General features: G+C 63.2%; 14 protein-coding genes. 3 read left to right on the top strand and 11 right to left on the bottom strand.

Annotated features, from left to right (window positions below):
* Positions 1-3: 3 nt before the first annotated feature.
* The 9 genes from HQ843_RS06740 to HQ843_RS06700 form a co-directional block, all read right to left on the bottom strand.
* Entirely contained in the window at positions 4-504 is a 501-nt protein-coding gene (locus tag HQ843_RS06740) for a ClbS/DfsB family four-helix bundle protein (protein ID WP_180899238.1), read from the bottom strand.
* Between the two features lie 113 nt (positions 505-617).
* Complete coding sequence (locus HQ843_RS06735) at positions 618-1,676, bottom strand: ABC transporter ATP-binding protein (protein ID WP_180899239.1); 1,059 nt, start codon at positions 1,674-1,676, stop codon at positions 618-620.
* 9 nt (positions 1,677-1,685) lie between these two features.
* The gene (locus HQ843_RS06730; protein ID WP_180899240.1) at positions 1,686-3,776 is read right to left on the bottom strand and encodes an ADP-ribosylglycohydrolase family protein; all 2,091 of its coding nucleotides are present in this window, start codon (positions 3,774-3,776) and stop codon (positions 1,686-1,688) included.
* Positions 3,777-3,789: 13 nt separating this feature from the next.
* Positions 3,790-4,623, bottom strand: a complete 834-nt coding sequence (locus tag HQ843_RS06725; RefSeq protein ID WP_180899241.1) for a carbohydrate ABC transporter permease — start codon at positions 4,621-4,623, stop codon at positions 3,790-3,792.
* Positions 4,623-5,465 (bottom strand): carbohydrate ABC transporter permease, encoded by an 843-nt coding sequence (locus HQ843_RS06720; protein WP_180899242.1) that lies wholly within the window; start codon positions 5,463-5,465, stop codon positions 4,623-4,625. The genes HQ843_RS06725 and HQ843_RS06720 overlap by 1 nt, the downstream gene beginning before the upstream one ends.
* Positions 5,466-5,564: 99 nt before the next feature.
* The gene (locus HQ843_RS06715) at positions 5,565-6,869 is read right to left on the bottom strand and encodes an ABC transporter substrate-binding protein (RefSeq protein ID WP_180899243.1); all 1,305 of its coding nucleotides are present in this window, start codon (positions 6,867-6,869) and stop codon (positions 5,565-5,567) included.
* Positions 6,870-6,885: 16 nt separating this feature from the next.
* Complete coding sequence (locus HQ843_RS06710; protein ID WP_180899244.1) at positions 6,886-7,926, bottom strand: LacI family DNA-binding transcriptional regulator; 1,041 nt, start codon at positions 7,924-7,926, stop codon at positions 6,886-6,888.
* 310 nt (positions 7,927-8,236) lie between these two features.
* Entirely contained in the window at positions 8,237-8,953 is a 717-nt protein-coding gene (locus tag HQ843_RS06705; RefSeq protein ID WP_180899245.1) for an SDR family NAD(P)-dependent oxidoreductase, read from the bottom strand.
* Between the two features lie 9 nt (positions 8,954-8,962).
* The gene (locus HQ843_RS06700; RefSeq protein WP_180899246.1) at positions 8,963-9,880 is read right to left on the bottom strand and encodes an MBL fold metallo-hydrolase; all 918 of its coding nucleotides are present in this window, start codon (positions 9,878-9,880) and stop codon (positions 8,963-8,965) included.
* A 397-nt stretch (positions 9,881-10,277) separates the two neighbouring features.
* Here HQ843_RS06700 and HQ843_RS06695 point away from each other — a divergent pair, with 397 nt between their 5' ends.
* Entirely contained in the window at positions 10,278-10,973 is a 696-nt protein-coding gene (locus HQ843_RS06695) for a GntR family transcriptional regulator (protein WP_180899247.1), read from the top strand.
* Between the two features lie 239 nt (positions 10,974-11,212).
* On the opposite strand, the gene HQ843_RS06690 is transcribed toward HQ843_RS06695, so the two are convergent.
* Positions 11,213-12,445, bottom strand: a complete 1,233-nt coding sequence (locus tag HQ843_RS06690) for an iron-containing alcohol dehydrogenase (RefSeq protein WP_180899248.1) — start codon at positions 12,443-12,445, stop codon at positions 11,213-11,215.
* On the bottom strand, positions 12,445-13,929 hold the full coding sequence (locus HQ843_RS06685; RefSeq protein ID WP_180899249.1) for an NAD-dependent succinate-semialdehyde dehydrogenase: 1,485 nt from the start codon (positions 13,927-13,929) through the stop codon (positions 12,445-12,447). Before HQ843_RS06685 ends, HQ843_RS06690 begins: the two co-directional genes overlap by 1 nt.
* A gap of 293 nt (positions 13,930-14,222) precedes the next feature.
* On the opposite strand from HQ843_RS06685, the gene HQ843_RS06680 reads away from it, so the two are divergent.
* Positions 14,223-15,515 carry a flavin-containing monooxygenase gene (locus tag HQ843_RS06680; protein WP_210275243.1) on the top strand — a complete coding sequence of 431 codons (1,293 nt, stop codon included), beginning with the start codon at positions 14,223-14,225 and terminating at the stop codon, positions 15,513-15,515.
* Complete coding sequence (locus HQ843_RS29195; RefSeq protein ID WP_210275244.1) at positions 15,485-15,838, top strand: hypothetical protein; 354 nt, start codon at positions 15,485-15,487, stop codon at positions 15,836-15,838. The genes HQ843_RS06680 and HQ843_RS29195 overlap by 31 nt, the downstream gene beginning before the upstream one ends.
* Positions 15,839-16,158 lie beyond the last annotated feature (320 nt).

Here is a 16,158-nt window from a genome sequence, read left to right as displayed (position 1 = left end):
AGCCTATCGCGGGGGCTTCAACGCCTTGCGGATATAGCTGTTGGCGGATCGGAAATGCGAAGACCCGGCTGCCTCGGCATACCGGCCAAGCGTCCACTTCCCCGTCCAGGCGTAGACGCCGTTGGTATAGAGTTCGTGATCTTCCCGGGAGACGATAAACGACCGCAATTTGTCGCAGGCGGCATCGAACTTTGAAAGCAGCTCGGCCCAGGACGTGTCGCCGCCCTTTGCATAAAGTGGGGCGTTATAGGCCTTGAGCTGGTTCCACTTGTAGCCCTTGGCGGGCACGAACACCTCCCGGCCCGCAACACCATCTTCGTACCAATGATGGAACTTGCCCATCCAGTGGGTTCGGTGCGCGATGATGCCCTTGATCGTGGCGGCGTCATCAGGCGCAGACAAGGCCGACGTCTCCTCATCGACCTCTGTGAGCGTCTTTCTCAGCTTCGCAAGGTCCTTGTCGAAAACCGCAAGCAATTCGGATTTGTTCGTGGCTGCTGGCATGGCTCACCAATACGGAGGAGGGATGAACCATGCCTTGACTTCAATCAAGCCAATCCGTTCAGCTTTTGGTCAGCCGCGTAAACAGGTCCATGGGCGAGGCCGGCAGGCGGGCTTCAGTCAACCCGCCCGCCGGTTTTCCGGTCGAAGATGTGCGATGCGCCGTGGTTCAGTTGCAGCGCCTGTTTGTCGCCGATCGTAAAGCCCGGACGGTCCCGGAGCACGACCGACAGCGGCTGATCGCCAAAGCGGAGCTCGATGAAGGTCTCCGAGCCGGTCGGCTCGATATTCTCGACGCTCGCCTGCAACGGGCCTTCGGATGCCAGCCGGATTTCTTCCGGGCGCTTGCCGATCAGCACTTCATGGCCCTCGGCAAGCCCGGCGGGCGTTGCGATGCCCGACCCCGCGCCGCCGGACAACACAAGCTCTCCACCCGCTGCAGCCGCCGGAAACAGGTTCATGGCCGGCGAGCCGATGAACTGGGCGACGAAGGCATTGGCGGGGCGGTCGTAGAGTTCAAGCGGGGTGCCGACCTGCTCGATCCGCCCGCCCTGCATGACGACGATCCGGTCGGCCATGGTCATCGCCTCGATCTGGTCGTGGGTGACATAGACCATGGTGGTCTTCAGGCGGCGGTGGAGGGTCTTGATCTCGCCGCGCATCTGCACCCGGAGCTTGGCGTCGAGGTTGGACAGCGGCTCGTCGAACAGGAACACCTGCGGATCGCGCACGATCGAGCGGCCCATGGCAACACGCTGACGCTGGCCGCCGGAAAGCGCGCGCGGCTTGCGCTCGAGCAGCGGGGTCAGGCCGAGGATTTCGGCGGCCTCGCGGACCTTGCGCTTCTTTTCCTCCTTCGGCGCGCCGGCGAGCGTCATCGAAAACGCCATGTTCTCCTCCACCGTCATATGCGGGTAGAGCGCGTAGTTCTGGAACACCATGGAGATGTCGCGGGCTTTCGGCGGCAGCGCGTTGACCACCTTGCCGCCGATCGCGATCTCGCCGCCGGTGATCTCTTCAAGCCCCGCGATCATGCGCAGCAATGTCGACTTGCCACAGCCGGAGGGACCGACGAGCACCACGAATTCGCCATCTTCGATCTCGGCATCGACGCCGTGGATGACCTCGACGCTGCCATAGCGCTTGGCGACCTTGGTGAGGGAAACACTTGCCATGACGACCTCCTAAACCGGGCGGACCCGAATGCGGGTGGATGACAGCGCGCCCTCGTGAACCAGCATGCCGGCGGCGCCGCCCGGAAAGGCATCGTCGGCTGCCTCCACCCGGCAATCGCCGATCTCGGCAATAATGCGATCACCGCTGACGCTCGCCGTCATCGTGAAGGCGCGTTCGAGCGCGGTTTCGAAGGGCGCGGATGCCAGGATATCCTCGCTCTCATCCTTGCGGCGGACGATCTGCAGCGCGCCATCGAGGGTGACGCGGGCGAGATAGTAGCGGCGCTGGCCCTCGGCCCGCAGCACCAGCCCGCCATAGGCGCCGAGATGCAGCATCAGGTCGGCCTCGATCGCATAATCCGTCCAGCTCCGCCCGCCCTGCAGGATCAGGCCGTCGCCGCGATTCTGGCTGATGCGGATATCCTGCTGGAAATGCTTGGAGAAGAAATGGACATTGCTGACCCATGCCCGCCGCCAGAAATCGCCGGCGCCTGCCGGACGCTTGAAGGTCACATCCGGGCAGCCGTCCCACCATAATTTTTCGAGAAGCACGCGGCCATTGCTGCGGCCTTCCGATGTGGAAAGCACGACGCCGACCTCGGCGATCGGCTGAAAGCCCGTTTCCGGCACCACCCATTCGAGCGTGGCGGTCTTGCCCGGCGAAAGCGGCGTGGCATGCGGCATGTCGCAATCGACGAGCGTGTCCGAGCCGTCATAGTGGCGCAGGCGCAGCTTGACCTCGACCGCGCCATGATTTCCGTCTTCGGCCCGGACCAAAGCGCGGAGCGTCTGGCCGGCGTGGATGCGCGGGCTTGCAACCAGATCATAGGTGCGCATCCGGGTGGCATCGGGCGGGGAGAACACCGCCGTCGTCGCGGCCGCCTCGCGGCCGGGGGCCAGCGCATGATAATCGAGCGCCAGGGCCGACCCCGTGCCCGTCACGCTCATGCCGGCAAGCGCCGTCTCTCCGCCCTGCGGCAGGAAGCCCTGGACAGAGCCCGGCAGCGAGAAATGGAACTGCGCGCCATCCTTCGGCGCTGGCAGCGCCGCCTCCCCGGTAAGCTTGCGGCCGAGATTGGCGAGCCAGAGCGCGATTTCGACCGCATCGGACACCGAGCGGCCGCCATCCGCCGTCGACATGTAGAGCCGGTCGGCGACCGGGCCGCGCCAGTCGGGACCCGCCTCCAGCCCGTCGAGCCCGAGCATGATGCCGTGCAGGCAGCCGAGATTGCCGGCATTGCAATCGGTATCCCAGCCGGAGGTGTTGACGATCATCTGCCCGCGCTGGAAATCATGCGGCGCATGCAGCAGCGCCATGATCATCAGCGCGTGGTTGGGCACGACATGGCAATTGCCGGGATATTTGTCGTAGCCGTAATTGTCCTCGATCTTCTGCCGCGTTGCCTCCCAGTCCTCATTGCCCGAGGTCCATTGGCGAATATCGGCGATCAGCCCGGCGATCAGGCTGTCCTTCGGAATGAAGGAGAGACCGGTATCGAGAAGATGATCGACATCCTTGCTCACGAAGGCTTCCGCCTCCATCGCCGCCCACAGCACCGCAGCGTTGACGGATTCGCCGTCATGGCTGACCGAACCGGCGGCGCGCGCAAGCTTTGCCGCCTGCGCCGGGTTGCCGGGGGAAACCAGCGCCCAGCCATCAATGAAGATCTGCGCGCCGATCTGTTCGGCGACCGTTGCGCCATTGGTGGCGATCGAGCCGGAGGCGGGCGCGGGAATGCCGCGCGTCAGGTTCAGCCAGGCGGTATGCTCGGTGGAGTTGCCGGCCCCGCCCCACCACAGGATCGAACGTTCCTCGATGATGTAGTTGAGCCAGGCCCTGCCGATATCCTCCGACGACAGGTCGGGCGATATGCCATAATCGTCGAGCGCGCGCGGAAAGGTGAAGGTGCCGCCGATATCGTCATCGGTGACGATCAGCGGATCGCCCAGCCGGTCGTGGACGTAATAGGTGATCGGACCCAGTTTTTCGAGAATATCGCGATAGCGCCAGTTCTCGAAAGGCCGGCCGAGATAGACGCCGATCAGCTTGCCGAGCACGCCGGCATAGACGCGGTCCTGATAATCTGCGGGAATGGACATTGAGTGCTCCTTGTCAGCCCTTCACCGAGCCGCCGGCCATGCCTTCGATGAAGCGGCGCTGCAGCAGGACGAAGAGAATTACGATAGGCAGAATGATGATGAGGGCCGCCGCCATGACCACGCCCCAGTCGGACGAGTACTGGCCGGACAGCAGGAAGAACGAGACCACGGCGGTCAGCCGCTCCTGGCCTTGCAGGAAGGTGGTCGCGATCAGGAATTCGTTCCACGAATAGAGCCCGATGATCAGCGCCACCGTCAGGATGCCGGGAGAGACGATCGGCAGGAAGACGCGGGAAAACACCTGCCAGTGGGTCGCCCCGTCGATCAGCGCAGCCTCTTCCAGCTCCTTCGGCACCGCCAGGAAATAGGTCCGAAGCAGCATGATCGCGAACGGCGAATAGACCGCGGTATAGATGAAGGCGACCGCCACCGGATTGTTGATCAGCCCGAGCCGGGCAAAGCCGAAATAGAGCGGAAACAGGAACAACTGGATCGGCGCGGTGGTGCTGGCGAGCAGATAGAAGGTCAGGATTTTCCAGGTCTTGATCTTGCGCCGCGCCAGCACATAGGCCGTCAGCGAGCCGGTGGTGCACACCAGCACGATCGTCATCCCGGTCAGAAGCGCGGAGTTCAGCAGCGTGCGGCTGAAATTGGCGTCCGACCAGGCGCGGGTGAAATTGTCCCAGCGCAATCGCGACGGCAGCGCCAGCGGGTTCTGCACGATCTCGGCCGACCCCTTCAGCGAGTTCAACACCAGAAGCGCGATCGGAAACAGGGTGATGGCGAGCAGAACGCCGAGCGTGATGTAGGCGATGATGCGGGTCAGGCGGCTTTCTGATGTGTTCATTATTCGAACTCCTGCGCCTGCGAGCGGATGTAGAAGATGGTGGCGGCGAGGCCGAACAGGCTGATGACCACGGAAATCGCCGCCGCCTTGCCGACCGCCAGATCGTAGAACGCCGACCGGTAGGCGAAGGTCGACAGCACTTCCGACGAAAACGCCGGGCCGCCCTGGGTGAGGATGTAGACGAAATCGAACACCAGGAACGACCAGATGACGGTCATGATCATCATCAGCGTGATCGTCGGCCGGATGCCGGGCAGAAGCACGTAGCGGATGATCTGGGTGAAGGTCGCGCCTTCCACCCTTGCCGCCTCAACCTGTTCGGCGGGCACCTGCCTAAGCGCGGCGAAGAAGATCACGCACAGAAAACCCCACCAATGCCAGAGGTCGACCGTGGCGATGCCGTAAAGCGCCGTCGAGGTCTGGGCGAGCGGATTGGCGATATCGATGCCCATGCGCTGCAACAGGCCGGTAATGCCGGTGATCGGCGAATAGATCATGCCCTGCCAGATGCGCCCGGTAATGACGGTCGCAATGATGACCGGCAGGAAATAGATCACCTGGAAATAGGTCGATCCCCGGCGCGCCACCAGCATCATGGTCGCGGCCAGCAGGCCCATGGCGATCGGCACGGTCAGGAAGATCAGCGTCCAGATGATGTTGTTGGTGAGCGCGGTCCAGAACACGCTGTCATCAAAGAGCGCCTTGAAATTGCCGAGGCCGACGAAGATGGGCATGGTGATGCCATCCCACTCGAAGAAGGCCAGAAACACGGTCAGAAGCGCCGGTATGGCGATGATGACGACATTGATCAGCAATGTCGGCAGGACATAGAGGCGGTGCATGAGAATACCTTTCCAGAGCGAAGACCTTGCTTCCTTCCGGCTGCGCCTTGCGCATTGGGCGGTGCGCCATCGAGACGGCGCACCGGTAGGTCCTGGGGTTTATCGAGCCGGCACGGCCGGCGCCTTGCCGGCCTTGAATTCCTTCTCGAAGGTATCGTTCAGCTTGGTCAGGAAAGCCTCGCTGTCGATCTTGTCGAGCCAGACCTCCTCGATGCCGTTGATCAGGTAGCTGTCGGTCGCCGGCGGCAGGAAGGTCCAGGTGGTGTAGCCGTAATTGCCGTCATTCACCGAGCGCGCGAGCGTCTTCATCGTCTCGGTGAACAGCGGCGACACGTCGCTCGCCATCGTGACATTCGAGATATCCTTCAGCGGAATGTTCCACTCGCCCTGCCAGGCCGAATTCATCGCGCCATAGACTTCCGGCGAGAACACGAAATCGATGACGGCGGCCGCGCCATCCGGGTCCTTGGCTTTTTCGGCAATCGAGAAGGTCGAGCCGATGCCGAGCGGGAACACCGGCGCGCCGTCAGCACTCGGGAAGCCGACGAAACCGGCCTCGGAATTATCCTTCCTGGTGTAGGTCGCGACGTTCTGGAACTGCCACGTGCCGGTCGGCATCATGCCGGCGCGGCCCGACGCCATCATGTCGGCTGCCTGTTCGGAGCTTTGGAGCGAGAAGTAGTTCTGGCCGAAATAGCCATTTTCCCACCAGGAATTGAGCCGGTCGATTGCTTCGACGAAGGGTTCGGCGGTCCACGGGATCTCGCCGCGCAGCGCCTTGTTCATGTTGTCCGGCCCGGCGATCGCGTTCAGCGCCAGCGTCACGAACCATTCGTTCGCGCCGCGCCAGTCGGCGTTGCCGGCGGCAAACGGGGTGATGCCCTCGGCCAGCATCTTGTCGGCAAGCGCTTCCATTTCATCGAGACTGGTCGGCGCCTGCCAGCCCTTCTCCTCAAACAGCGTCTTGTTGTAGAACAGGCCGAGCGTCTCATAGGTCTTGGGCAGCGCATAGAGCTTGTCATTGTAGCGGCCCATCTCGATGAAGGCTTTGAGCACGCGGTCGTTCCAGCCATATTCGGCGGCGTAATCATCAAGCGCCATCAACTGGCCGGACTGGGCCATCGGCGCGACGTAGCTCGGGCCGGGCGTATAGACCACGTCCGGGCCATTGCCCGAAAGCATGGCGACGCGAAGCTGCTTGTCGAGCTCGTTGCCGCGATAGTCGACCACCAGATCATAATCCGGATGGGCCTTGTTGAACGGCTCGACGATATTGTCGGTAATCAGCTTCTGCTGATCCGGCGTCGCCTGTTCATACCACCAGCTCACCTTTTCCTGGGCTGTGGCAAGCTGGGCCGTGCCGATGACGATGGCGGCTGTGGTCAGCAATCTCAACATGTTCATTGCATTTCCTCCCTGGTTATTTCGAAAGCGCTTGGCTCAAGGGTCCGGGCGGTCTGGCCACGGAATTCCTGATGATGATCTCGTAGGGCATTTCCTCGGCCCGGCCCGGCTCGTCGGCCCCGTTCGCCAGCCGGGCGAGCAGCTTTTCGGCCGCGGCGGCACCCAGCCTGTCCTGAAATTGTGCGATTGTCGTGAGCGATGGCGTCACCAGCGCCGAGGCCAGAATATCGTCGAAGCCGGCGACCGATATGTCGTCGGGGATGGCGAGGCCGTACGCGATCAGGCTCTGCATCACGCCAATCGCCATCATGTCGTTGGCGGCGATGATGGCGGTGACGGGCCGCCCGCTTTCCACGAGCGCATCGGCGGCGTGACGCCCGCCCTCGACGGTGAAATGCTCGGCCTCGAGCACATTGGGCTCGGCTCCCGCCGCCGCCATCGCATCGAGATAGCCCTGCAGGCGGACGCGCTGCGGACCGCCCGGGGCGGCGATCATGGTGATGCGGCGATGACCGAGGGCGAGCATGTGCCGGGTGAGCGCGCGCGCCGCCGCCTCGTTGTCGATGAACAGATCGTCGATCGGAAGCGGCCCGCCGGCCTTGCGGCTGACCTCGATGCGCACGATCGGCACGCCAACCTTGCCAAGCGGGGCGAGTTCCCGGGCGCCGAGATTGAAGAACACGCCGACTATGCCGTCGAAACGACCGTGCAGGGCGGCCTGGACCACTTGGCGTTCATTGGCCTCGCGGCCCTCGGTGTCGATCGTGATGACCTCGTAGCCGGCCGCGCGGGCAACTTTCTGCACCGCCACCACCAGCGAGGGATAGAACGGATTGGTGAGGTCCGGCACCATGCAGGCGATGACATGGGTCCGCTGGGTGCGCAGCGCCTGGGCAAAACGATTGGGCTGATAGCCGAGCTGGGCGATCGCCGCCTCGATGCGCTCGGCGGTCTCGGCTGCAACCTTGTCGCGGCCGCCATTGAGCACGAGCGAGACCGTCGCCTGCGCGACGCCCGCCCTCTCGGCGACTTCCTTCTGGGTAATCCTCCTCGGCACCCGAAACTCCTATTGCTACGTAACAATAGCTTATTGATACGTAGCAATAAGTCAATCGGGTCGGAAAAATTTCGCGGTCATTGCGCTCGAGACACTGCGTCGAGTGGACAGATAGATGCTGGCAAAAACCGAAAACGCCCTCGGGCTGCCGACAAAGCCCCTCCCCAACCTCCGTCATGCCGGCCTCGAGCCGGCATCCAGGGCCGCGCGTGATGAAGTTCCAGAACGGTCTGTGCGCGCAAGGACCTGGCCCTTGCTGGACCCCGGATCAAGTCCGGGGTGACGGCGGAGAGGGAAGCGGCGCCGAGGCCTATCCGACCGTCAACCCGCCGCAGACGAACAGGGTCTGACCGGTGACGAAACCCGAACGGTCGTCGCAGAAGAAGCTGACGGCGTTGGCGACATCCTCCGGCGTGCCCATGCGGGCGACCGGAATGGCGTCGGTGATAGCCTTCGTCTTCGGCGCATCGGGCGGGTTGTTCTGCCAGAAGGCGGTGGTCGCGATCGGACCGGGGGCAACGCAATTGACGGTGATGCCGGCGCTGCCAAGCTCCAGCGCCCAGGTGCGCGCCATCGACTGGGCAGCGCCCTTGGTGGCGCTGTAAAGCGTGCGGTCGAGCTTGCCCCTGGTGACGCGGCTGGTATTGAACACGATCCGGCCGCCGCCATGTTGCTTCATGCCCGGAACCACGATCTGCGCGCAGATGATCGCGGTTCTGAGGTTGAGGTTCATCAGTCGCTCGAAATCGTCCAGCCTCACCTCTTCGAGAGGGGCGGGTGCGACCAGCCCGACATTGTTGACGAGGCGCGTGACCTTGTGACTGGCGACGATGTCGCCCACCGCCGCCTTGGCGGCCTCGACGTCGAGAAGGTCGACCAGCGCGGCATCCGCCCGCAGCGATTCCGCCTCCGGCTCGACCACATCGAGCACAAAGACACGAAATCCGTCCTGTTGCAGCCTCAGCGAGATCGCCTGACCGATATTGCGACCGCCGCCGGTGACGATCGCGCAGATTGCGTCATTCATGGCTCGGCCTCACTTCAGCGCAGGCAAAAGGCGGGGATTGATCGGTTCGGCGTGGAACCGGTAGTTGCCGTCCGCCACCCGCACCATCCGCCCGAGCCCCGGATAGGGAAAATGATAGCCGTGGTAGCGGATATTCTCGTCGACGACCTTCCTGAAGATCGCCGCCTTGGCATCCGCTCCCATCTGCGGGTCGCTGTCGTAATCCATGTGGAAGAACCATTCGGGGTGGTAGGGGTCATAGACCTGATGATGGGCGAGATCGCCGGTGAAGATCACCTTCTCGCCCTCGCTCTCGAACAGATAGGCGCACTGGCCGGAACTGTGACCGGCAGCCGAATGGGTCGTCACGCCGGGCAGGATGGCATCGCCGATATCGAAAAGCCGAAGCCGGTCGCGATAGGGCGCGACCGCCGTGAGCGTACCGGCGGTCCAGGCGTTGCGGAAATCATTGCGGTCGAGATTGGCCTCGTCGGTCCATTCGTTCCAGTCGGTTCCGGGCGCGTAGAGCGTGGCGCTGGGAAAGGCGGGCGCGCCGTCGGGCAGGATCAGGCCGAAGGAGTGGTCGGGATGGAGATGGGTCAACAGCACGATATCGATCTCGGCCGGATCGAGACCGGCGGCCCTCATGTTCGCAAGCAAGCAGCCCATCTGATCGCCGAACATCGTCGATGTCTGGCCCATGCCGGCATCGATCAGGATCAGCTTATCGCCGGTATTGACGACGACCGGGTTCAGATCCATCGGAATGTGGTCCGCGGGCAGAAGGTATTCGCGTTGCAACCGCGCCATCTCTTCCGGATCGGCATTGGGAAATATGCCTTCATAACCGTGATGGATATAGCCGTCCCAGAGGATGGTGCATTCCAGCGCGCCGACGTTGAACCTGTGCCATCCGGCATTCTGCGATTTCTGACGCTTGGCGACCATTGTTTCCTCCCGTAAATGCCTCGCACCCTTTCCGGCGGCGGATACCGCAGCCGGCAGGGTTCTCTTTTCCTGTCGTACCGTATTACAGTAATAATGTACAGGGGCTTCTGACGGATCGCACCGTACCTTCGCGGGAACTTCGCGACCGGGCCGTCCAGCGTTCCAGGGTCGACTAAAGCAGGGTGGCGATTGACGGTATTACTGTCATATCATATCAGTGAATAATGACAAAAGCCGGAACGCCCTGGCTCGCATCCACGGGCAAATCTTGGTAAACCGGATTAAAAGCCCGGCTCCGGCGACGCAGATCATTTGTCTGGTGAGGGACGTTCCTCGCCTGCAATCGGGCCACGGCAATCAGGCCAAGGTCGGCACGGAACGGATATCGGAGAACAGCATGACAGGTTCGACAGTCATCGCCCGCACGGCGGCCCCGCTTCGCCAGCAGGTGGTGCGTCTGGTTCGCGAGGATATTCTCGAAGGCGGGCTCGTGCCCGGCCAGCGCCTGATCGAAAGCGCGCTTTGCGAGACCTATGGGGTTTCGCGCACCGTGATCCGCGAGGCGCTGCGCCAGCTTGAATCCGAGCATCTGATCAGCGTCGTGCCCAATCTCGGCCCGATCGTCACCGTGCTCACCGAAAAGGAAATCCGTTCGATCTATGTGGTGCGCGCCGCGCTCGAAGGCCTTGCCGGCAGGCTGTTTGCCGAAAACGCCAGCGACAGCCAGTGCGCCAAGCTGAAGAAGCTCGGCGCGCGGCTGGACAAGGAATACCGCAAGGGCAATGTCGAAAGCCGCGAGCATATCAAGGCGGAGTTCTACACCCTGCTCACCGAAGGCAGCGACAACGCCGTGCTGACCGAAAGCCTCAGAAGCATGCATGCCCGCATCGCAATGTTCCGCCGCTTCGCCTTCGTCGACGAAACCCGGATCGAGCCCTCGATCGCGGAGCTGGAAACCATCATCAACGCCGCCGCGATTACCCGCGACGGCGATGCGGCGGCGGCGGCCTGCGAACATCACATCGCGCTTGCCGGCGAACTTGCGATCGCCGAATACATGAAGCGCAACAAGGCGATACTGGCCGAAGAATAGGCGGGCCAAGGGCCGGGTCGCCGACAAAGCCCAACCCCTCCCTCCGTCATGCCGGCCTTGAGCCGGCATCCAGGGCCGCACGGCAATGCCATTGCGACAGGTACCGTTTTTGATAGCTCGTGAAATCGCCCTGGACCCCGGATCAGTTCAGGGGCAACGCCGTAACTGCCTGCCGGGCTTGTTAACACACCGTCGCGTCGGCCCCATCACCGTTTCACGAGAGCAGCCGCCGCACGCCGCTATTCCCACCAGCTCCGGTCGCCGGCAACGCCGTGGGCGAGCACCTTGCGGACCGCGTCCTCGGTCAGCGGCGCGGGGTTGTTGAGCACCAGCCGTGTCGCCTTCACCGCAGAGCGGGCGATCTGGTCGAAATGGCGCTCCTCGATCCCCAGCGACGCAAGCTCCAGCGGCGTGCCGGTCTTTTCCAGCAGCGCCTCGATCCTCGCGATCGCGGCCTGGCCGTTCTCCTTCTGCGTGGCGGCGCTGTCGGCGACATCGAGGCAATGCGCGATTTCGGCGAATTCCGCAGGGGCATAGGAGAGGTTCAGCCGCATCACATAAGGCAGCAGCGCGCCGACCCCGAAACCGTGCGGCGTATGACCGATCGCCGCCATCGGGCTCTGGATCGCGTGGGCGGCAGCCGTGCCGGTGGTGTTGATCGCCATGCCGGCGCAATAGGCTGCCAACATCACATCCGCCCGCGCATCAAGATCCGACGGGTTTTCGACGACGCGCTCAAGCGCGCGGTTCATCAGCCGCAGCCCCTTTTCGCAGAACATGTCGGTGATGCGGTTCTTGCCGACATAGATCTGGGTTTCGATCTGCTCGGGGCTGGGGTTCTTCGGCCTGGCGGTATAGGCCTCGACGAGATGCGACAGCGCATCGGCGGCCGTCGCCGCCGTCAGGCCGGGCGGGCAGGTCAGCGTCAGTTCGGGGTCGATGATCGCGATCGCCGGCGCGATACGGGCGTCGGCCACCGCCATCTTCATGCCGGTATCCTCGTCGAACACGATCGCAAGGCTTGTGACCTCGGCGCCGGTTCCCCCGGTCGTCGGGATGGTGACCACCGGAATGCAGGGCCCCGGCACCGCGAACTCGCCGAAATAGTCGCGAACGTCACCGCCATGGGCGAGCACGGCCGAGGCGGCCTTGGCGAGGTCCATGCAGGAACCGCCGCCGACGCCGATGATCACATCGACAGCGCCGGCCATTGCCGCGACATCCATGACGTTCTGGCGCGGCAGGTCCGGCTCGGCCCGATCATAGACCGTGACCGAAACGCCGCATTCGCGCAGATCGTCGGCAAGTGCGGCGAATTCCGGGGTCGTCGCCATCCGCTCGTCGGTCACCACCAGCGCGCGCGTACCGAAGCCGCGCGCATAGCGGCCGAGCTGGCGGCGCTGGCCGGGTCCGAAAAGCACCGTTTTCGGCTGGCGCACGAGACCGAGCCCCAGCGTATTCTCCATCGACATCAGCTCAGCGCCTCGTTGACCGTGACTGCCATGTATTTTGCCTCCATGAATTCATAGATCCCCTCCTGCCCGGCCTCGCGTCCTATCCCCGAAGCCTTGGTGCCGCCGAACGGCGCCTTCGGATCGGCCATGATGCCGCGATTGATGCCGACCATGCCGAATTCCAGCCGCTCGCCGAAGGTCAGCGCCCGCGACAGATCCCTTGTAAACACATAGGACGCCAGGCCGAAATCGCTTTCATTGGCAAAGGAGAGCGCCGTTTCCGGACCATCGACCGAAAAGATGGCGGCAATCGGCGCGAACAGCTCGTTCGAGCACATCACCTCGTTGCGACCTTCGAAGCGCACCACCGTCGGCTCGAAGAAATAGCCCTCGCCCGCAATCGCCTTGCCGCCGGCCATCAATTGCCCGCCGGCATCGGTGAGCTGCTTCAGGGTCTCGCTCAGCCGGTCGCGCTGTTTTGCCGAGATCATCGGCCCGACATCGACCGCCTCCATGCCGTCGCCAACCTTCAGCGCCTTGACCTTGGCGACGAATTTCTCGGTGAATTCGGCCTCCACCCTTCTGTCGACGATGATCCGGTTGGCGGCAACGCAGGCCTGACCGGCATTGCGGAACTTGCAGATGATCGCCTGCTCGACGGCGAGATCGATATCGGCATCATCGAGCACGATGAACGGCCCGTCGCCGCCAAGCTCCATCGAACAGTTGAGGATATTGCGCGCGCCCTGCTCCATCAGCAGGCTTCCCACCCCTGTGGAACCGGTGAACGAGACCTTGCGCAGCCGCCTGTCCGTCAGCAGCGGCTCGGAGACGCCGGAGGATTTCGTCGTGTGCAGCAGATTGACGACGCCCGGCGGAAAGCCCGCATCGTGGAGCACCTCGGCAAACAGAGCGCCCGTCAGCGGGGTTTCCTGCGCGGTCTTGGTGATCGTGGCGCAGCCGGCGGCGAGCGCGGCGCCCGCCTTGCGCACGATCATCAGCAGCGGGAAGTTCCAGGGCGTGATCAGCAGGCAGGGACCGATCGGCTGGTGCTTGACCACCACCCTGAAATCGCCATTGGAACTGTCGGAATAGGAGCCATGCAGATGGGCGCTCTGCTCCGCGAACCACAGCAGGAAATCGGCCGAAAGCAGGAATTCCGCCCGCGATTCCGTCAGCGGCTTGCCGCTTTCCAGCGTCATGATCTTGGTGAACGCTTCTTCGCGCTCGATCATCAGCCGGTAGGCCTTGTGCATCAGATTGGCGCGCGCGCGCGGCGACACCTTTGCCCAGCCGGGTTGGGCCGCGGCCGCGGCGTCAAGCGCGCGGAGCGCTTCGGCAGAGCTTGCATGCGACACGACGGCGACTGGCCGGCCGTTTGCCGGGTTGATCACCTGGAAGTCCGACGGCCCCTCCACCCAGGCGCCGCCGATATAGAGCCTGCGGTCCGGCATCAGAGCGTCATGAGTCGTCGGTAGCGGGCCCGGGCTTTGCTTGTTCATGTCATGCGATCCTTGATGATACGGCGCTGGGGGCTGCCTGTTACCTTAATATGTTCGTATTACGGTATTATAGGAATATGATCATGACAAGAGTGTTTTGCGTCATCGGGCTGATTGACGATAATACCGTAATACCATATGAGTGTGTTAAGAGGAGGCCGGCGGCGCGATTTTACTGTGCCCGTGAGACGCCTGTTTCAGACCACGCGCCGGACCCGCAGGGCTCGGCTTCAGGATAGTGACCGGCGGACGGCTTGCCGCCGCGGAATTTGACGAGAATGGGAGGTTTTATAATGAACGCGGTATCGCACAATCAGCGTGAGCTTGATGTCGCCATCATCGGCGCGGGCGTCGGCGGGCTCTATGCGCTTCACCGGACGCGCAATGTGCTCGGCATGAACGCGGAAGCCTTCGATGACGCCGGCGGCGTCGGCGGCACCTGGTACTGGAACCGCTATCCCGGCTGCCGCGTCGATACCGAATCGACCGTCTATACCTATTCCTTCGACCTCGATATGTTTCAGAACTGGGAATGGTCGGAGCGCTATGCCAAGCAGCCGGAAGTGCTGAACTATCTGAACGCGGTCGCCGACAAGCACGATCTCAAGCGCTCGATCCATTTCAACACCCGCATCGCCCGCGCCGAATGGAACGAGGACGAGGGCCGCTGGCACCTGACCACGGTGGGTGGCGACACCATCAGGGCCAAATATGTGATCGAGGCCGTCGGCCTGCTGTCCTCCTCCTATGCCCCGCAGTTTCCGGACCAGGACAAATTCAGGGGCGAAGTGCTGCTCGCCTCGAAATGGCCGGACGAAGCACCCGATCTCGAAGGCAAGCGCGTCGGCGTGGTCGGCACCGGCTCGACCGGCATCCAGATCATCACCGCGCTGGCGGACAAGGTCGGCCATCTGCATGTGCTGCAGCGCACCGCGCAATGGGTGGTGCCGCTCGGCATCGGCCCGTTCCCGGCGGAAACGCGCGAGAAGATCAAGGCCGATCCTCACGGCTTCCGCGACTGGGCGCTGAGCACCGCGGCGGTTTTCGGCTTCGACGAGAGCACCGTCTCCGCCCTTGATGTCGACGAGGAGGAGCGGCAACGCGTTTACGAAAAGGCCTGGAAAAAGGGCAATGGCTTCAGCTTCCTGCTTGAAACCTTCTCCGATATCCCGGTGACCGCCGAGGCCAACAAGACGGCGACCGACTTCATCAGGTCGAAGATCGACGCCATCGTCAAGGACCCGGAAGTCGCCCGCAAGCTCACCCCGCGCGACTATTACGCCAAGCGTCCGCTGGCCGCCGACGACTACTACGAGACCTATAACCGCGACAATGTCACGCTGCACGACGTCAAGGCCGAGCCGATCGAACGCTACACCGAAAACGGGCTGATCGTCGGCGGGAAGGAACTGGAACTCGACGTCGTGATCATGGCGACCGGCTTCGACGCGATGACCGGCAATTACCTGAAGATCGACACGATCGGCCGCAACGGCGTCCGCCTGAAGGACGCCTGGAGGACGCCTGGAGGCAAGGCCCGCGCGCCTATGCCGGCATGTCGATCGTCGATTTCCCGAACCTGCTGATGGTGTTCGGCCCCTTCAGCCCGTTCACCAGCCAACCGCTGGTGCATGAGTGGCAGGTCGATTTCCTGTGCGACCTGATCGAAAAGGCCGAACAGGGCAACGGCATCATCGAGACCAGCAAAGAGGCCCAGGACGGCTGGGTGCGGGTGTGCCAGGAAGGCATGGCCGGCACGCTGTTCCAGGTCACCGACAGCTGGATCAACGGCGCCAATATCCCCGGCAAGCCCAGAACCTCGATGTGGTACATGGGCGGCATGGGCAATTACATGACCGAAATGAACGCCATCCGCGATGATGACTATCGCGGGTTTGTGGTCGGCTGAGACCGGTCGCCGGAAACACGGGATCGCCCGACGCCTGTCCGGCTTAGACGGGTTTCGGACGATCTTCCGTTCCTCTAACGCTTCAGCCCATAATCTCTCCCCCTGAGGCAGGGCAATCGCATATGGCTTCGCCGCACAGCCCGCAAATCTTCTCGCCCCGGAGGGGAGAGATGTCGCGAAAGCGACAGTGAGGGGCAATGGGCATAAGCCGCAAATTCTGTGCTCTCGGAAAGGCTTCACCCCTCTCTGCCCCTATCGGGGCATCTCTCCCTCAAGGGGAGAGATTGTTGGCGGCAAGGCTCTCGAAAACCGTACGGCTC

The organism is Martelella sp. NC20 (assembly GCF_013459645.1).
In the GTDB taxonomy this organism is placed as follows: domain Bacteria; phylum Pseudomonadota; class Alphaproteobacteria; order Rhizobiales; family Rhizobiaceae; genus Martelella.
This window is presented reverse-complemented; position numbering and strand designations above follow the sequence as displayed.

Excerpts from the sequence above, each read along its gene's own strand:
- HQ843_RS06740 (WP_180899238.1), bottom strand. The coding sequence starts at position 504 with ATGCCAGCAGCCACGAACAAATCCGAATTGCTTGCGGTTTTCGACAAG.
- HQ843_RS06735 (WP_180899239.1), bottom strand. The coding sequence starts at position 1,676 with ATGGCAAGTGTTTCCCTCACCAAGGTCGCCAAGCGCTATGGCAGCGTC.
- HQ843_RS06730 (WP_180899240.1), bottom strand. The coding sequence starts at position 3,776 with ATGTCCATTCCCGCAGATTATCAGGACCGCGTCTATGCCGGCGTGCTC.
- HQ843_RS06725 (WP_180899241.1), bottom strand. The coding sequence starts at position 4,623 with ATGAACACATCAGAAAGCCGCCTGACCCGCATCATCGCCTACATCACG.
- HQ843_RS06720 (WP_180899242.1), bottom strand. The coding sequence starts at position 5,465 with ATGCACCGCCTCTATGTCCTGCCGACATTGCTGATCAATGTCGTCATC.
- HQ843_RS06715 (WP_180899243.1), bottom strand. The coding sequence starts at position 6,869 with ATGAACATGTTGAGATTGCTGACCACAGCCGCCATCGTCATCGGCACG.
- HQ843_RS06705 (WP_180899245.1), bottom strand. The coding sequence starts at position 8,953 with ATGAATGACGCAATCTGCGCGATCGTCACCGGCGGCGGTCGCAATATC.
- HQ843_RS06700 (WP_180899246.1), bottom strand. The coding sequence starts at position 9,880 with ATGGTCGCCAAGCGTCAGAAATCGCAGAATGCCGGATGGCACAGGTTC.
- HQ843_RS06695 (WP_180899247.1), top strand. The coding sequence starts at position 10,278 with ATGACAGGTTCGACAGTCATCGCCCGCACGGCGGCCCCGCTTCGCCAG.
- HQ843_RS06690 (WP_180899248.1), bottom strand. The coding sequence starts at position 12,445 with ATGTCGATGGAGAATACGCTGGGGCTCGGTCTCGTGCGCCAGCCGAAA.
- HQ843_RS06685 (WP_180899249.1), bottom strand. The coding sequence starts at position 13,929 with ATGAACAAGCAAAGCCCGGGCCCGCTACCGACGACTCATGACGCTCTG.
- HQ843_RS06680 (WP_210275243.1), top strand. The coding sequence starts at position 14,223 with ATGAACGCGGTATCGCACAATCAGCGTGAGCTTGATGTCGCCATCATC.
- HQ843_RS29195 (WP_210275244.1), top strand. The coding sequence starts at position 15,485 with ATGTCGATCGTCGATTTCCCGAACCTGCTGATGGTGTTCGGCCCCTTC.